Source organism: Nocardioides sp. NPDC092400 (genome assembly GCF_040684155.1).
Classification (GTDB): domain Bacteria; phylum Actinomycetota; class Actinomycetes; order Propionibacteriales; family Nocardioidaceae; genus Nocardioides.
This window is the reverse complement of sequence record NZ_JBFBFJ010000004.1, coordinates 213,947-230,089: the sequence shown is the minus strand read 5'-3', so window position 1 is coordinate 230,089 and position 16,143 is coordinate 213,947. Positions and strand designations below refer to the sequence as shown.

The 16,143-nt window shown below is 73.3% G+C and carries 13 protein-coding genes and 1 tRNA gene; 10 read left to right on the top strand and 4 right to left on the bottom strand.

Translation table 11 applies throughout. The annotated features are described in order from the left end of the window. The first annotated feature begins 142 nt into the window (after window positions 1-142). From AB0N29_RS14820 to AB0N29_RS14810, 3 genes are all read left to right on the top strand, one after another. Window positions 143-3,850, top strand: a complete 3,708-nt coding sequence (locus tag AB0N29_RS14820) for a heterodisulfide reductase-related iron-sulfur binding cluster (protein ID WP_364867837.1) — start codon at window positions 143-145, stop codon at window positions 3,848-3,850. 148 nt (window positions 3,851-3,998) lie between these two features. Continuing rightward, window positions 3,999-4,562, top strand: coding sequence for a hypothetical protein (locus AB0N29_RS14815; RefSeq protein ID WP_364867835.1), 564 nt, complete (start codon window positions 3,999-4,001; stop codon window positions 4,560-4,562). Then, a complete protein-coding gene (locus tag AB0N29_RS14810; protein ID WP_364867833.1) occupies window positions 4,559-6,109 on the top strand; it encodes an MFS transporter in 1,551 nt (516 codons plus the stop codon). The genes AB0N29_RS14815 and AB0N29_RS14810 overlap by 4 nt, the downstream gene beginning before the upstream one ends. Window positions 6,110-6,120: 11 nt before the next feature. Here the strand turns inward: AB0N29_RS14810 and AB0N29_RS14805 are convergent, their stop codons facing one another. Then, window positions 6,121-6,402 carry a hypothetical protein gene (locus tag AB0N29_RS14805; protein WP_302268510.1) on the bottom strand — a complete coding sequence of 94 codons (282 nt, stop codon included), beginning with the start codon at window positions 6,400-6,402 and terminating at the stop codon, window positions 6,121-6,123. A 20-nt stretch (window positions 6,403-6,422) separates the two neighbouring features. Beyond that, a complete protein-coding gene (locus tag AB0N29_RS14800; protein ID WP_364867830.1) occupies window positions 6,423-8,171 on the bottom strand; it encodes a sodium:solute symporter family protein in 1,749 nt (582 codons plus the stop codon). Between the two features lie 162 nt (window positions 8,172-8,333). Here AB0N29_RS14800 and AB0N29_RS14795 point away from each other — a divergent pair, with 162 nt between their 5' ends. Continuing rightward, window positions 8,334-8,915, top strand: coding sequence for a pilus assembly protein HicB (locus AB0N29_RS14795; RefSeq protein WP_364867828.1), 582 nt, complete (start codon window positions 8,334-8,336; stop codon window positions 8,913-8,915). Between the two features lie 35 nt (window positions 8,916-8,950). Further along, window positions 8,951-9,808, top strand: coding sequence for a DUF4097 family beta strand repeat-containing protein (locus AB0N29_RS14790; RefSeq protein WP_364867826.1), 858 nt, complete (start codon window positions 8,951-8,953; stop codon window positions 9,806-9,808). A gap of 36 nt (window positions 9,809-9,844) precedes the next feature. Here AB0N29_RS14790 and AB0N29_RS14785 read toward each other — a convergent pair whose 3' ends face one another. Both AB0N29_RS14785 and dcd read right to left on the bottom strand, forming a co-directional pair. Beyond that, window positions 9,845-10,786 carry a siderophore-interacting protein gene (locus AB0N29_RS14785; RefSeq protein WP_302268514.1) on the bottom strand — a complete coding sequence of 314 codons (942 nt, stop codon included), beginning with the start codon at window positions 10,784-10,786 and terminating at the stop codon, window positions 9,845-9,847. Between the two features lie 71 nt (window positions 10,787-10,857). Then, entirely contained in the window at window positions 10,858-11,433 is a 576-nt protein-coding gene (gene dcd, locus AB0N29_RS14780; protein ID WP_302268515.1) for a dCTP deaminase, read from the bottom strand. A 72-nt stretch (window positions 11,434-11,505) separates the two neighbouring features. On the opposite strand from dcd, the gene AB0N29_RS14775 reads away from it, so the two are divergent. The 5 genes from AB0N29_RS14775 to AB0N29_RS14755 all read left to right on the top strand — a co-directional run bounded on the left by AB0N29_RS14775 (window position 11,506) and on the right by AB0N29_RS14755 (window position 16,141). Further along, window positions 11,506-12,303, top strand: a complete 798-nt coding sequence (locus tag AB0N29_RS14775; RefSeq protein ID WP_364867823.1) for an SGNH/GDSL hydrolase family protein — start codon at window positions 11,506-11,508, stop codon at window positions 12,301-12,303. Between the two features lie 36 nt (window positions 12,304-12,339). Beyond that, window positions 12,340-12,415 (top strand) — tRNA-Gly (locus AB0N29_RS14770). Between the two features lie 599 nt (window positions 12,416-13,014). Then, window positions 13,015-14,271, top strand: a complete 1,257-nt coding sequence (locus AB0N29_RS14765) for a hypothetical protein (protein WP_364867821.1) — start codon at window positions 13,015-13,017, stop codon at window positions 14,269-14,271. After that, on the top strand, window positions 14,268-15,377 hold the full coding sequence (locus tag AB0N29_RS14760) for a hypothetical protein (RefSeq protein WP_364867819.1): 1,110 nt from the start codon (window positions 14,268-14,270) through the stop codon (window positions 15,375-15,377). The genes AB0N29_RS14765 and AB0N29_RS14760 overlap by 4 nt, the downstream gene beginning before the upstream one ends. A 119-nt stretch (window positions 15,378-15,496) precedes the next feature. Further along, window positions 15,497-16,141 (top strand): DUF2461 domain-containing protein, encoded by a 645-nt coding sequence (locus AB0N29_RS14755; protein ID WP_364867817.1) that lies wholly within the window; start codon window positions 15,497-15,499, stop codon window positions 16,139-16,141. The last annotated feature ends 2 nt before the right edge of the window (window positions 16,142-16,143 follow it).

Below are 16,143 nucleotides of genomic sequence, written 5' to 3'. Positions count from 1 at the left end.
CGCGTCCCGGGCTCGACTGGCGCGTAAGTTACTGGTCCGTAGGATGATTGTCACGCTGCCGAGCCATGACGGGCCGGAGCGCGGCACCTAGGCTCGCGGACGCGTCCGCGCTCTGCGGGCGGGCACCACTACGAGGAGCAGCATGCAGATCTTCGCCATCGTCGTGTCACTCGCCATCGCGGCGGTGGGCATCGCCCTGTTCGCGAGAGCGATCAGGAACATGCTCCGCGTCATCCGCGTCGGCCAGCCCGCGATGAACCGCACCGACCAGCCCGGGCGCCGCGCCTGGGTCGTGGTCAAGGAGACCCTGGGCCACACCCGGATGCTCCAGTGGAAGCTGGTGGGCATCGCCCACTGGTTCATCTTCGTGGGCTTCGGCCTGCTGTTCTTCACGCTGCTGACGGCGTTCGGGCAGCTCTTCGACTCCCACTTCACGCTGCCGCTGATCGGTGAGTTCTTCCTCTACGAGTGGGTCTCCGAGCTCTTCACGGTCGTGATGCTCGCGGCGATCATCGCGTTCATCGTGTACCGCGCCACCCGTCCCAAGGAGCGCACCCGCGGCGTCAAGGGCCGGTTCTGGGGCTCCACGATGTGGCAGGGCTACTTCGTCGAGAGCGTCATCCTCGGCGTCGGCCTCTGCATCATGGTCCTGCGCGGGCTGGAGTACGCCCTGCTCGACCACGAGGGCTCCGAGCACGCCTCGCTGCTGCACTTCCCCTTCACCGCCTGGCTCGGGCAGGCCTTCTCCGGCCTCTCGGTCGGCACGGTGGAGAACCTCATCTACCTCGTCGCGATGCTGAAGATCCTCATCTCCTTCGCCTGGATGATCACGATCTCGCTGAACCTCGACATGGGTGTCGCGTGGCACCGCTTCACCGTCTTCTTCAACATCTTCTTCAAGCGCGAGGCCTCCGGGCGCACCGCGCTCGGGGCGGTCAAGCCGCTCACCAACAAGGGCGAGCGGGTCAGCCTCGACGACATCGACGACCTCGACGAGGACGCCTCGCTCGGCGTCGGCACCATCGAGGACTTCAGCTGGAAGAACATCCTCGACTTCACCACGTGCACCGAGTGCGGTCGCTGCCAGTCGCAGTGCCCTGCCTGGAACACCGAGAAGCCGCTGTCGCCGAAGCTGCTGATCACCGCGCTGCGCGACCACACCTACCAGAAGGCGCCGTACGTCCACGCCGGCGGCGAGGGCAGCGAGGCCGCGACCGCGCTGCTGGAGACGGACGAGAAGCTCGCCCGCGAGGTGGAGCGCCCGCTCGTCGGCGACACCGGCGACGACTGGTTCTACATGCCCGACAGCGGCGCCGCGGTCATCGACTCCGAGGTGCTGTGGAACTGCACGAGCTGCGGCGCATGCGTCCAGCAGTGCCCTGTCGACATCGAGCACGTCGACCACATCATCGACATGCGCCGCTACCAGGTGCTGGTCGAGTCGAACTTCCCCGCCGAGCTCAACGGGCTGTTCAAGGGCCTGGAGAACAAGGGCAACCCCTGGAACATGTCGCCCAACGCGCGGCTGGACTGGGCCAAGGGCCTCGACTTCGACGTCAAGGTCGTCGGCGAGGACATCGAGTCCCTCGAGGAGGTCGACTGGCTGTTCTGGGTCGGCTGCGCCGGCGCCTACGAGGACCGCCAGAAGAAGACCACCCGCGCCGTGGCCGAGCTGCTCGACATGGCCGGCGTCTCCTTCGGCGTGCTCGGCAACGGCGAGACCTGCTCGGGCGACCCGGCCCGACGCGCCGGCAACGAGTTCGTCTTCCAGGGCCTGGCCCAGCAGAACGTGGAGACCTTCCAGGAGTACAAGGTCAAGAAGGCCGTCACGACCTGTGCGCACTGCTTCAACACGCTGAAGAACGAGTACAAGGAGTTCGGCATCGAGCTGGAGGTGGTCCACCACACCCAGCTGCTGAACCGCCTGGTCCGCGAGGGCAAGCTGACCCCGGTCACCGACGGCGAGGGCGCCCACAAGCGCTCGATCACCTACCACGACCCCTGCTACATCGGTCGCCACAACGGCGTCTACTCCCCGCCGCGCGAGCTGCTCCAGGTCCTCCCGGGCGCGGAGTACGTCGAGATGGAGCGCAACTCCGAGCGGTCCTTCTGCTGCGGCGCCGGCGGTGCCCGCATGTGGATGGAGGAGAACACCGGCGAGCGGATCAACCTCAACCGCACCAAGGAGGCCGTCGGCACCGGCGCCGACCAGATCGCGGTCGGCTGCCCGTTCTGCCGCGTCATGCTCTCCGACGGCCTCACCGCCCAGCAGTCCAAGGGCGAGGCCCGCGAGGAGGTCGAGGTCCTCGACGTCGCGCAGATGCTGCTCGCCTCGGTCAAGGGCGAGGTGGCCACGAAGGTCAAGCCCGGCGGCGGCGCCCCGGCGGCGAAGGCCGCGCCCTCCGAGGAGGTCAAGGCCGAGCCCGAGGCCGGCGACGACACGCAGGCCTCCGACGACGTCGTGACCGACACCGCGGACGCCGGGCCGCTGGCCAAGGCATCGGGCGGCTCCTCGCTGTTCGACACCCCGGCACCGGACGCCGCGTCCGGCGACCAGGCCACGAGCGCCTCGACCGAGTCCACCCCGGCGCAGGAGGCGAAGGCCGCCTCCTCCGCCGGCCAGGGCGGCGGGTCCTCGCTGTTCGACCTCGGTGGCGACGACGCCGCGGAGGCGCCGGCCGAGCCTGCCAAGGCCGAGCAGAAGACCGAGCCGGCGAAGACCGAGCCGAAGCCCGAGTCGAAGGCCGAGCCGGCCCTCGGCGGCTCGCTCTTCGACCTCGGCGGCGACGAGCCGACCGAGGCGAAGGCGGAGCCGGCGAGCGAGCCCGAGCCCCAGCCCGAGCCCGAGGCCACGTCCGTGGCCGCGTCCGAGCCGGCGCCGGAGATGAACGAGACCGACCTCGGCTCCGGCGGCTCGCTGTTCGACATCTCCGCCGACGCTCCGGCTCCGGCCGCACCGAAGGCCGAGGAGCCCAGGGCCGAGGAGCCCAAGGCCGAGGAGCCCAAGGCCGAGGAGCCCAAGGCCGAGGAGCCCAAGGCGGAGCAGCCGAAGGCCCCGTCGAAGGCCCCCGCGCCGGAGATGAACGAGACCGACCTGTCCTCGGGCGGATCGCTCTTCGACATCGAGGCACCGGCCGCCCCGGAGCCCCAGGCCGAGCAGCCTGCGGCGTCCCAGCCCGAGGAGGTCGCCCCGGCGGCCACCGAGGACGAGGTCGTCGAGTCCTCGCACAGCCCGGAGTCCGCGGACACCTCAGCCGAGGAGGTCGTCGAGACCGAGACCGCCGCCCCGGAGGTGGAGTCGCCGAAGGCGGCTGCCGCGCCGTCGGCGTCGATCCCGGAGGGCGGCTCGCTCTTCGACATCGCCGCCCCCGCGGCCGTCGCCCAGCCGGAGAGGAAGCCGGAGCGCGCCGCCCCGGCGGAGCAGCCCGCTGCGCAGGAGCCGACCGAGACGCCGACCGAGACGCCGACCGAGACGCCGGCCGAGCCGGCCACCCCGGTCGACGCCCCCAGCGGGGAGCAGCTGACCGCGGCCGCGACGGCCGCCGCCAGCGACGACCCGACGCCGGAGCCGGCCGCGGAGGCCACCCCCAAGGCAGAGGTCGAGGCGGAGGTCGAGGCGGAGGTCGAGGCCGAGGTCGAGGCCCAGGAGGAGGCCCGCTCCGAGTCCGAGGAGCCGGCGGCCGAGCAGGCCGACGCCGAGGCGGAGGCCGCCGACGCCGAGGCGGAGGCCGCCGACGCCGAGGACGAGGAGCCCGCCGAGGAGAAGCCGAAGCCGACCTCGAGCGGCGCGGCCAACCAGCCGCGGACCGACGTGGAGATCGCCGAGGGCGGGTCGCTCTTCGACCTCTGACCGAGGCAGCACCGCACGACCGACGGGGTCGTGTGCCCCAGGACGCGCTCCGGCGCGGCGAGGGGCACACGACCCCGTCGGCGTCCTGGGCCGGCCCCACAGTCCTGTACGCTCGTACATGTACGTCCGTACAGAACGAGAGGACCCGATGACCTCCCCCGCCCGCAAGCGCGACCCCGTGGGGCGCCGCCGCGCCATCGTCGAGGCGGCCGTCGAGCTGCTGCTCGAGGGCGACGGCGCCGAGCTGACCCACCGCCGGGTCGCCGCCCGCGCCGGGGTGCCCCTGGGCTCCACGACGCAGTACTTCGCCACCCTGGCCGACCTGCGCACGGCCGCGCTCGAGCAGATCGCGGCGGCCAACGAGGCCGGCCTGGTCGAGATCCGGGAGGCCCTCGCCGCGCCGGACAGCGGCCCGGACACCCTGGCTGCACTGCTCCACCGCTACATCGCCGACGAGGAGCGCCTCCGCGCCGACAACGCCCTGTGGGCCGCCGCGCTGCGGGACGCCGAGCTCCACCGCCTCGTGCGCCACTGGTACGACGGGTTCACCGCCGTCCTGCGCGACCACGTGTCGCCGCCGGCGGCCGTCGCGCTCGCGGTCTACCTCGACGGGGCGGCCATGCACGCGTCGTTCCACGACGAGCCGCTCGACCTGGCGTCGCTGGCGGCGGTCATCGCCGCCCTCAGCACCGTCGAGGGGGGCGAGGCATGAGCACCGCCACCGACACCGACGGGGGCACCGTCGAGGTGTCGCCCGCCCGCCGCGGGGCCTCGCTGGCCGTTCTCTCCGCCAGCCTGCTCGTGGTGACGATGGACCTGACCATCCTCAACGTCGCCCTGCCCGAGCTCGCGGCCGACATCCGTCCCTCGGCGACCGAGCAGCTGTGGATCGTGGACAGCTACTCCCTCGTCCTCGCCGGGCTGCTCATCCCCATGTCGGCGCTGGCCGACCGCTGGGGGCGCAAGCGCCTGCTGCTGCTCGGGTTCGCCGTCTTCGGCGCCGCCTCGGCGCTCGTCGTGCTCACCGACTCCCCCTGGGAGGTCGTCGCGGCCCGCTGCCTGCTCGGCGCCGGCGGCGCGATGATCATGCCGACGACGCTGTCGCTGCTCCGGTCGGTCTTCACCGACCCCGCCGAGCGGGCGACGGCCCTGGGCGTGTGGGCGGCGGTCTCCTCGCTGGGCGCGGCCATCGGCCCGATCGCCGGCGGACTGCTGCTCGAGCACTTCAGCTGGCACTCGGCGTTCCTCGTCAACGTGCCGCTCATGCTCGTCGCCGTCGTGGCCGGCGCGACGATCCTGCCCGAGGCCCGCGCGCCGCACGCGTCGCGCTGGGACGTCCCCGGCGTCGCCATGTCGGTCACCGGGATGGTGGGCCTGGTGTGGGCGGTCAAGCACTTCGCCGAGGAGGAGTCGCTCACCGACCCGCTGGGCTGGACCGTGCTGGTCGCGGCCCTGGTCGTGCTCGTCGCGTTCGTCCGCCGATGCCTGCACCGGCCCGACCCGCTGCTCGACGTCCGCCTCTTCCGGCGGCGTCCGTTCACCGCCGGCGTGGTGGCCGCGCTCAGCGCCATGTTCGCGATGGCGGCGATCCTGCTCCTGCTGGCCCAGTGGCTGCAGCTGGTCGAGGGGCACTCGCCGCTCGAGGCGGGGGTGCGCCTGCTGCCGCTCGCCGCCGGCGGGCTGGTGGCGTCCCTGCTGGCCTCACCGCTCGCGCGGGTGCTCGGCGCGCGCACCGTCCTCGCCTCGGGCCTGGCGGTCGCCGGCCTCGGCGCGCTCCTGGTCCCGCTGGCGCCCGGCACCCTGGGCTACGGGACGGTCGCCGCCGCGATGGCGCTCGTCGGCGCCGGCGCCGGCTCCCTGGCGATCGGGTCGGCGATGATCATGGCCGGCACGCCCGCGGACCGGGCGGGCAGCGCGGCGGCGATCGAGGAGACGGCGTACGACGTGGGCAGCGTCCTCGGCGTCGCGGTCCTCGGCAGCGTGGCCTCGGTCGTCTACCGCGACCACCTGCGGGTCGACGACCTCGTCGCCGACGGCCTGCGCGCCGACGCCGCGACCGCCGCGGCGGACTCGTTGGGGGCCGCCGCGGACACCGCCGCCGCCACCGGCTTCCCCGGGCTGGCCGAGCAGGCCGCCGTGGCGTTCACCGACGCCCTGGTCGACACCTGCCTGGTGGGTGGGCTGCTGATGCTCGCCATGGCGGCCGTGGTGTGGCTGACGGCGCCGCGCGGGCTGGACATCACCCAGCAGCAGCACTGACCCAGGCCGGGTCAGGCGTCGTCGGTGTCCGCCTCGGCGCCGCCGTCGGGCACGTAGGTCGGGCGCAAGGACGCCCAGCCGATGAAGAGCAGGCCGACGCCCAGCATCACCAGGCCGGACCAGAGGTTGGCGTTGGTGCCGCCGGTCTTCTCGGTCTCGGCGTCCCCGAAGAGGCCCACGAGCGTGAGGATCACGCCGTAGGCCCCCAGCAGGCCGCCGATGATGTTGCGGATGTCCAGGGCGCCGGCGCGGTGCCGGCTCCGGGGAGCCGCGGGGACGGGTGCAGTGGGCACGAGAACTCCTTGGGAGCCGGTCAGAAGATGACGTTGAGGACGACGACCATGGCGAGGGCGACGCCGGCCAGGGGCAGGGTGCGGCGGTACCACGGGTAGGACGCCTCGTCGGCGTCGACGAGGTCCTCGCGCGGGGTCTCGGAGTAGACCAGGCCGCGGAGCTCCTCGACCGGCTTCGGCTTGGTCACCAGCGACACCACGATGCTCAGCACGATGTCGACGACGAACGCCGCGCCGGCCGCCAGGAAGGCCGCGCCCTGGCCGCCGACCGGGATGACGCCGGTGCTGAGCGAGCCGAACGCGTCCTCGCTGAGGAAGGCGACCGCGACGGCCGAGAGCGTGCCCGAGACCAGGCCGACCCAGCCCGCGGTGGCGGTCATCCGCTTCCAGAACATGCCCAGGATGAAGGTCGCGAAGAGCGGGGCGTTGAAGAACCCGAACAGGGTCTGGAGGTAGTCCATGATGTTCGAGAAGTTCGTGGCGAGGTACGCCGTGCCGACCGCGATCACGGTCGCGCCGACCGTCGCGAGCCGGCCGATCTTCAGGTAGTAGTCGTCGTCGCGGTCCTTGACGACGTACCGCTGCCACAGGTCGTAGCTGAAGACGGTGTTGAACGCGGAGATGTTGGCGGCCATGCCGGCCATGAACGCCGCCAGGAGGCCGGCGATGGCGACGCCGAGCAGGCCGTTGGGCAGCAGGTCGCGCATCAGGTAGAGCAGCGAGTCGTTGTAGGTGACCGTGCCGCCGGTGCCGCCCGCGACCTCCTCGCCGGCCTTGGTGTCGGCGATCTCCGAGACCAGCACCGCGGCGATCATGCCGGGCAGGATCGTGATGAAGGGGACGAACATCTTCGGGAAGGCGCCGATGATCGGCGTCTTGCGCGCCGAGGAGATCGAGTCGGTGGCCATCGCGCGCTGGACCTCGACGAAGTTCGTGGTCCAGTAGCCGAAGGACAGCACGAAGCCGAGGCCGAAGACGATGCCGACGACCGAGAGCAGGTCGGAGTCGAAGCCGGAGAGGGCGTTGCCGGGCCAGGAGTTCAGCTGCTGGGCCGCCGTCGCGCTCTCGGGGTTGTCCGCCGCGGCGTCGGTGATCCTGTCCTTCAGGCCGCCCCAGCCGCCGACGCGGTCGAGGCCGATCAGGGTCAGCGGCAGCAGCGCCGCGACGATCACGAAGAACTGCAGCACCTCGTTGTAGATCGCGGCGCTGAGGCCGCCGAGGGTGATGTAGGACAGCACGACGACCGCGGCGACCAGCAGCGCGACGAGCAGCGGCCAGCCGAGCAGCGCCTGGATGATCGTGCCGAGCAGGTAGAGGTTGATGCCGGCGATCAGCAGCTGGGCGATCGCGAAGGAGAAGGAGTTGACCAGGTGCGCGCCGGTGCCGAACCGCCGGTACATGAACTCCGGGACCGAGCGGACCTTCGAGCCGTAGTAGAACGGCATCATCACGACGCCGAGGAACAGCATCGCCGGGATCGCGCCGACCCAGAAGTAGTGGACGGTCGGCAGGCCGAACTCCGCGCCGGAGGCCGACATGCCCATGATTTCCACGGCGCCGAGGTTGGCCGCGATGAACGCCAGGCCGGTGACCCAGGCCGGGAGCGAGCGCCCGGACAGGAAGAAGTCCACCGAGTCCGAGACCTGCCGCCGGGCCATCACCCCGATCCCGAGCACGACGGCGAAGTAGAGAGCGACGATCAGGTAGTCGACGGCTCGCGCGTCGATCAGCGTGTCGCTCGCGAGGACGGTCGGTGCCCAGCTGGCCATGGACGGCCTTTCATGACGACGGTTCGAGTGCCGGCCGCCGCCCGGGTGCCGGTGGGCACGGCCGTCTGGGCCGATGCCCGCTCAGCGGCCGCACCAAACGGCACCATGCTCGACGTCACACGGTGCTTGACGTGACGTCACCGTGATGTCACGGTGGTGCGCATGGACATCACGCCGTACGTCGAGTCGTTGCGCCGCGACCTGCTGGCCGCCGCCGAGGCGGCCGGCCCCGAGGCACGCCAGGCCGCGGAGCGGTTGACGTTCGCGCTCGACCCGGCCGCCCGACTGGCGCTGATGGAGGCCGTCTCGCAGGCCGCCGCGGAGATCACCGCGGAGATGCCGGCCGGCAGCGTCGACGTGCGCCTGAGCGGCCGGGACCTCGACTTCGTCGTCGACAGCACGCCGCCGGCCCCGGCACTGGCGCCGGCCGCCCCGGGCGCACCCGGGGCGCTAGGGGTGTCGGCCGGCCCGGGAGCGCCCGAGACGGACGCCGACCCGGAGGACGACTCGGTCGCTCGGATCACCCTGCGCCTGCCCGAGTCGGTCAAGACCCGGGCCGAGGAGCTCGCCGCCCGGTCCGGCCAGTCGCTCAACACCTGGCTGGTCGGCGTCGTGCGCGGAGCCACCCGGGAGGGCGCGATCAGCGTCGACATCGACCTGTCCAGCATCCCCTTCCTCGGCGGCGGCGACCCGCTGGGCCGCCGCGGCGGTCGCGGGAGCCGCCGGATGAACGGCTGGCTCTAGCCACCACCCCCACCCACCCCACCCCAGGAGCCCTCATGCCCCACCACCAGGTCGTCGAGCGCGACCACACCACCCCCGAGCCGGTCGACCTCTACGTCGAGCTCGGCGAGGGCCGGGTGCACGTGACCGCCACGGGCGCCGGCCACTCCTCCGTCCGGGTCACCGGGCACGACGCCGACCAGGCCGTCGTCGAGCTGGCCGACGACCGGGTGACGGTCGTCGGCCCGCGGCGCCGCGCCGGGTTCCTCGGCGGGGAGCGGTCGCTGCTGGTGGAGGTCGAGGTGCCTCCGGACAGCCGGGTCGTCGTGCGCACCGGGAGCGCGGACGTCGTGCTCGACGGACGGGCCGGTCCGGCACAGCTGCGCACCGGCTCCGGCGACGTGCGCGTCGAGGAGCTCGCGGGCCCGGCCACGGTCGAGACCGGCTCGGGCCGGGTCGAGGTCGAGGAGGCGCGGGGGGAGCTGCGGGTCAAGAGCGGCTCGGGCGACGTACGCCTCGGGCACGCCGCCTCCTCGGCCGCGGTGTCGACGGGATCGGGCGGGGTGAGCGTCGGCAGCAACGACGGACCGGTCGCGGTGAAGACCGGGTCCGGGGACCTGGCGGTGGGCGAGGCCCGCACGGACGTCACGCTCGCGACGGGCAGCGGCGACCTGCGCATCGGCGCGGCCCTGCGGGGCCGGGTGACGGTCAAGGGCGCCTCCGGCCACGTCCTGGTCGGCGTGCGGCCGGGCACGCCCGTGTGGACCGACGTCAGCACGGTGTCCGGCGCGATCCGCTCGGACCTCCCCAGCACGGGGGCGCCCAGGCCCGGCCAGGACCACGTGGAGCTGCGCGCCCGGACGGTCAGCGGCGACGTCGTGCTGGCGCCCGCCGCGGTGCCGTCGCCCGCGTGACGGGGCTGGCGGACAGGCCGGTGAGGCGCGCCGCGGTCAGGACCTCATGGCGACGCCGCGGCGCCAGTACCCCATGAACGACACCTGCCGGCGGTCCATGCCGAGCTCGTTGACCAGCGCCCGGCGCAGCGTGGTGACCACCTTGGACTCCCCGGCGATCCAGGCGTAGACCCCGTCGGTGGCGGCGACCTCCACCGGCCCCTCGATCTCCCCGGAGGAGGAGTACATCGGGGTCTCCCACAGGTCGGGGTCGACCTCGTCGTCGGCGACCTCCTCGACCGCGGTCGGCGCACCGAGGTGCTCGAGCACCGCCGGGCCGAGCAGCGAGCCGAGCTCGGCGCCGTCGCGCGGCAGCCAGGTGACCGTGACCCCCTCGGGGTGCTGCACGGTCTGCACGTCGCCCGCCGTCGGCACCTCCAGGAACGCCGCGCCCTGCGCGTCGTTCGGGAGCATCGAGAGGATCGCGCACGCCGCCGGCACCGCGGTCTCGTCGCCGACGACCACGACCCGGCTCGCCGAGCCCGGCACGAACTCGATGCCGCCGAACGGCATCCCCCGGCGCGGGCACATCAGCGCGATCCGGTCCCCGACCGCCGCACGGGCGGCCCAGGACGAGCCCGGGCCGGCGTGCCCGTCGGCCTCGTGCAGGACCATGTCCACCACGATCCGCGTGTCGGCGCCCTCGCCGCGGACGTCGCGGACGGTGTAGGTGCGCATGTGCCCGCGCTCCTCGGCGGGGCGGGCGTACCACTGCTGCATCCACCCCTCGTCGGCCCCCACGAAGGAGTCCAGCGCGCCGCCGGCCGGCGGGAAGATGAGCTTGATGCGCTGGTCGTAGAGCGGCTGGTCGACGCCGAACTCCGCCAGCGCCGGGGAGCCGAGCTCGACGCGCACGAAGCTCGGCGAGAGCCGCTGCACCGAGGCGACCTCCACCTGCTCGAGCAGGAGCGGCAGGGCGGGCGAGCTGAGCGTGGTCATCGGGTGTCCGTTCGGAGCGAGGCAGACCTAAGTTAGGTCAGCCTAACATCGGAAGGGGTGGCCGCGGACCCTCAGATCTCGGTGCGGTGGAACGACTGGAACGACCGTGACGGGGTGGGGCCGCGCTGGCCCTGGTAGCGCGACCCGTACTTCGCCGAGCCGTAGGGGTGCTCGGAGGGCGAGGAGAGCCGGAAGAAGCAGAACTGCCCGATCTTCATCCCGGGGTACAGCTTGATCGGCAGGGTGGCGACGTTCGCGAGCTCCAGCGTCACGTGACCGGAGAACCCGGGGTCGACGAAACCGGCGGTCGCGTGGGTGAGCAGGCCCAGGCGACCGAGGCTGGACTTGCCCTCCACCCGCGCGGCGATGTCGTCGGGCAGCGTCACGACCTCGTAGGTCGACCCGAGCACGAACTCCCCCGGGTGCAGGATGAACGGCTCGTCGCCGTCCGGCTCGACCATCCGCGTGAGGTCCGACTGGTCGGCGGCCGGGTCGATGTGGGGGTACTTGTGGTTCTCGAAGACGCGGAAGAAGCGGTCGAGCCGCACGTCGACCGACGAGGGCTGGAGCATCGCGGGGTCCCACGGGTCGAGCGCGACACGGCCGGCGTCGAGCTCCGCGAGGATGTCGCGGTCGGAGAGCAGCACGGCGCTCAACCTACCGGGCACCCGCCCGCCCCCGCCGCCGGTCGGCACGGGCCGGCGCGGAGAATGAGGCCCATGGGCTTCCAGCGGTACGTCGCGATCGGCGACTCCTTCACCGAAGGGGTCGGTGACCCCGACCCCACCCGTCCCAACGGCCTGCGGGGCTGGGCCGACCGCGTCGCGGAGGTGCTGGCCGAGCGGGACCCGGACTTCGGCTACGCCAACCTCGCCATCCGCGGCCGGAAGCTGACCGGCATCCTCCAGGAGCAGCTGGAGCCCGCGCTCGCGCTGCAGCCGGACCTGGTCACCGTCTACGCCGGCGCCAACGACATCGTGCGGCCCAAGGTCGACCTCGACGCCCTGGCCACCGAGTACGACGCCGCGATCGCCCGGCTCGCCGCCTCCGGCGCCCGCGTCGTCATGTTCACCGCCTTCGATCCCGGCAGCGGCGGGATCTACGCCCCGATCCGCGGCCGGTTCGCGCTCTACAACGAGCACGTCCGGTCCATCGCCGACCGGCACGGCGCCACGATCGCCGACTCCTGGCGCGTCGCCCAGCGCCTGCCGTACGACGTGGCCGCCAGCGATCCACGCCTCTGGGCGATCGACCGGATGCACCTCGGGCCCGCCGGCCACCAGGTCACCGCGATCATGGTGCTCGACGCCCTCGGCGTGCCGCACGACCTCGCCCCGCTCCCGCTGCCGCCCCTGGCCCGGGCCAGCCGGCGCGAGCGGCTGCGCGCGGACGCCGCCTGGACCCGCGGCCACCTGATCCCCTGGGTGCAGCGGCGGCTCACCGGCACCTCGTCCGGGGACAGCATCGAGCCCCGCTTCCCCTCGATCGGCCGGGTCGTCTCACCCGGCGGCGAGTGATCCCCTAGACTCCACGCAGTCGGGTCCGCCCGACGTGCGGATGTAGCTCAGTTGGTAGAGCGCGACCTTCCCAAGGTCGATGTCGCGAGTTCGAGTCTCGTCATCCGCTCCAGTCCTTCCCCCGGCCTTGCCGACCCGCGCCGGCTCGCGTCCACGAGCGCGACGCTCCACCCGACGTCGATGTCGCGAGCTCGAGTCTCGTCATCCGCTCCAGCCCTTCCCCCGGCCTTGTCGGCTCGCGCCCACGAGCGCGACGCTCCACCCGACGTCGATGTCGCGAGCTCGAGTCCCGTCATCCGCTCCAGCCCTTCCCCCCCCCCGGCCTTGCCGACTCGCGCCCACGAGCGCGACGCTCCACCCGACGTCGATGTCGCGAGTTCGAGTCTCGTCATCCGCTCCAGTCCTTCCCCCGGCCTTGCCGACCCGCGCCGGCTCGCGTCCACGAGCGCGACACTCTCTCGACCCGCGCCTCCTGCGCCCGCTCACTCTCCTGCCGCACGGAGCGTTCAATTGCGGGGTTGTTGCGGCCTTGAGCCCCGAGGAAGCGCTTCCACGGCACCGCGATCGCGCAATTGAACGATCCGGGTGGCGCCGACAGCCACGCCCGCGAGCACGTGGGACAGGTGTGACTGATGAGGAACTTGACTAGACCAGAGGCGCCTGGGGACAGTGGGACGTCCGGTCCTTCCCCGCCGTGATGACGGAGCCCCCATGTCCCGCCCCCGCAAGGCCGCCCTCGCGGCCCTCGTCCTCCTGCTCGCCGCCGCACCGTTCGTCCCCCGCGGGGACGACGAGCCGGACGGCGCCCTGACCCCCTCGGGCGACCGCACGCCCGGCGCGACGACGCCGCTCGCCACGTCCGCCACCGCCGGCACCGGCCGGCTCACCCGGCAGCTCGCGGCCGAGGTCGACCGCGTGGTCGCGGCCGGCCGCGCCGTCGGCCGGGTGCCTGCCACCACCGCGCGGCGTGCGCCCGACGCCGTGGCGGCCGACCTCGTGCGCTGCGCCGACCTCGAGGGCCAGCGCTACTGCCTCGGCGCCGGCTGGACGACCGCGAGCGAGAGCGAGGTCGAGGCACGGGTCGCCACGGCCGCCCGGGCCGCGACGACCACCGCCCGCACCCGCCCGGTCGAGACGACCGGGGACCTCGACGCGGCCGGCGCCCTGGCCCGGACCGCGCGCCTGAGCCCGGCCGAGCGCGCCCGCCGCGAGCGGGAGGAGCTGACCATGGCCGCCCGGTCCGTCGCCAAGGTCTGGCTGCTCCGGCACGAGATCGAGGGCGTCCCGCTGCCGGACGGCTTCCTCGCCGCCCACCCCGAGGCCCGCGCCACCGCGGCCACCGGCACCACCGCCGCCCGTGCCACCGCCGCCGCACCGGCCGCGCGGAAGCGGCAGAAGGACTACCCCGAGCGCCGGGTCGTCCTCGACACCGAGCAGGTCGCCGAGCAGGTCCGCACCTACTGGTGCGGCCCGGGCGCGATGCAGATGATCGCGTGGGGCTGGAAGGACAAGGACCGGGGCCAGGCGCACTGGGCCGACGAGCTGCGCACGACCACCGCCGGCACGTCGATCTGGGACATGGTCCGCGTCGTCAACGACAACACCGGCTGGGACCGCAAGGCGCACGCCGGGCCGTACGTCGTGCTCGACATCGCCGACTACAGCTTCAACAAGTGGATCCTGCTGCAGATGCGCCACCTCGCCGACTACCGCGCCCCCGTCGTGCTGCACCCGATCCTGCACCGGAAGTACTTCCCCTATCTCGACGACGACGCCTCCGGTCACTTCCAGGTCGGTCGCGGCTACAGCAAGCGCGGCAGCAGGCCGACGGCGATCAGCTACTTCGAGCCGTGGAACCAGCAGCGCTTCGACCCCTCGGAGCCGTACGTCGGGCGGGTCCAGTGGCGCAACGCGTACAAGAGCTACCGCGCCAACAAGGACCACTTCCAGCACAACATCGGGGTGTGAGCGCCGTGCGGCACGCCGTCGTGGCCGGCCTCGCCGGCTGCCTCCTGCTCGCCGGCTGCTCCGGCGAGGACGCCGGGCCCGGCACCGGCACGAGCCCCACCTCGAGCCCGTCTGGCAGCCCGACCGGCAGCCCCACCGGGAGCCCGGGCCCCGCGCCCGCAGCGCTCGACTGGCAGCCGCTCCCCGGCCGGGTCCAGGACACGGTGACCACCAACGGACGCTGGACGCTGACCGTCACCGAGGCCGGCGACACCGCGACCCTGGAGGGCCCCGACGGCACGACCACCACCGAGGCCACCGGGCGGGAACGCGTCAGCGACGCCCTGCTCGACGACGACTGGGCCGTCGTCGTGGTCGCCGACCGGCAGGAGACCCGGCCCGCGCGGGCCGAGGTCACCGAGCTGGCGACCGGCGAGACGTGGACCGTGGACGGGGGCAGCGACGTCCCGACGACCACCGGCGGGACCTGGGCCCTGGGCGCCGGTCGGCTCGCGCACGCCTCCGTGACCGACACCGGCTCCTACTGCCTGGCGGAGGTCGACCTCGGCACCCGCGCGTCCACCCTCGGCTGGTGTGCCCCCGAGCGGCACGGGTTCAACGGGGCCCGGGTGACGGCGGCCGGCACCGCACTGATGACCTTCGACGACTCCCGCCCCTCCTGCCGCACCCTCGGGCTCGCCCCCGCGGGCGGTGGCGAGGACCTCACGCCGTTCCAGGACGTCGAGGAGTGCCACGGCTGGGACGGACTCGTCCTCCCCGACGGCGACGGCACCGCCGAGGTCTGGTCGGTCGTGCCGAAGGAGAACCGCGTCGAGGCCGCCCGCTTCGCCGCCCGCACGGCCGACGGCGAGCTCGTCGACCTCGGGCCCGGCACGTCGGGCACGCTCGTGCCCTGCGGCGACGCGGCGTGGTTCGTCCAGGACCCGGTCCGTGACGGCGACCCCGCCCGGCTGGTCCGGTGGAGCCCCGAGGACGGGGTGTCGACGGCGTACGAGACCACCGGCTCGCCCGCGTTCCTCGCCCCGCCCCGGTGCGGCGGGTCGCACATCGCGGTCACCGCGCTGGGCGAGTCTGGCGACGAGCAGGTCAGCGCGCCCGTCGGGTGAGCGACCGTCACCTCCTCCCCGCTGCCGCGTTGATCCCTCGTGGGGCAGCGGCGTGGCAGCGGTGCGCCGCTGCCTCACCCCGCCCGTCCGGCGCCCTCGGCGGTGCCTAGGGTGGACCGGTGACCGAGACTCCGTCGTTCGCGGGCATCCCCGTCGCCGCCCTGGACTTCTACGACGACCTCGAGGTCGACAACACCCGGTCGTTCTGGGAGAAGCACCAGGACACCTACCGCACCCAGGTGCGGGCGCCGATGGAGGCGCTGTGCGCGGCGCTCGAGCCGGAGTTCGGCACGGCGAAGGTCTTCCGCCCGTACCGCGACGTGCGGTTCGCGAAGGACAGGACGCCGTACAAGACCCACCAGGGCGCCTTCGTGCGGGCCGCGGAGTCGACCGGGTGGTACGTCGAGGTCTCGCCGCGCGGGGTCCGCACCGGCGGCGGGTTCTACGAGGCCAGCGCCGGTCGGCTGGCGGCGTTCCGCGGGGCCGTCGACCACGACCAGCTCGGTCCGGAGCTCGAGGCGATGATCGCCGAGCTCGAGGCCGCCGGCTGGGAGCGCGGCGGCGACCGCCTCAAGACCTCCCCCCGCGGGTACGACGCCGACCACCCGCGCATCGACCTGCTCCGCCACCGCTCGCTGAGCCTCGGACGCGTCATCGGCTTCGAGCCGGTGGTCCACACCCCCGACCTGCTCGACGTCGTGCGCGACGACTGGCGCGCCCTGCGCCCGCTCGTCGAGTGGGTCGCCCGGCACACCACGGTCTGACG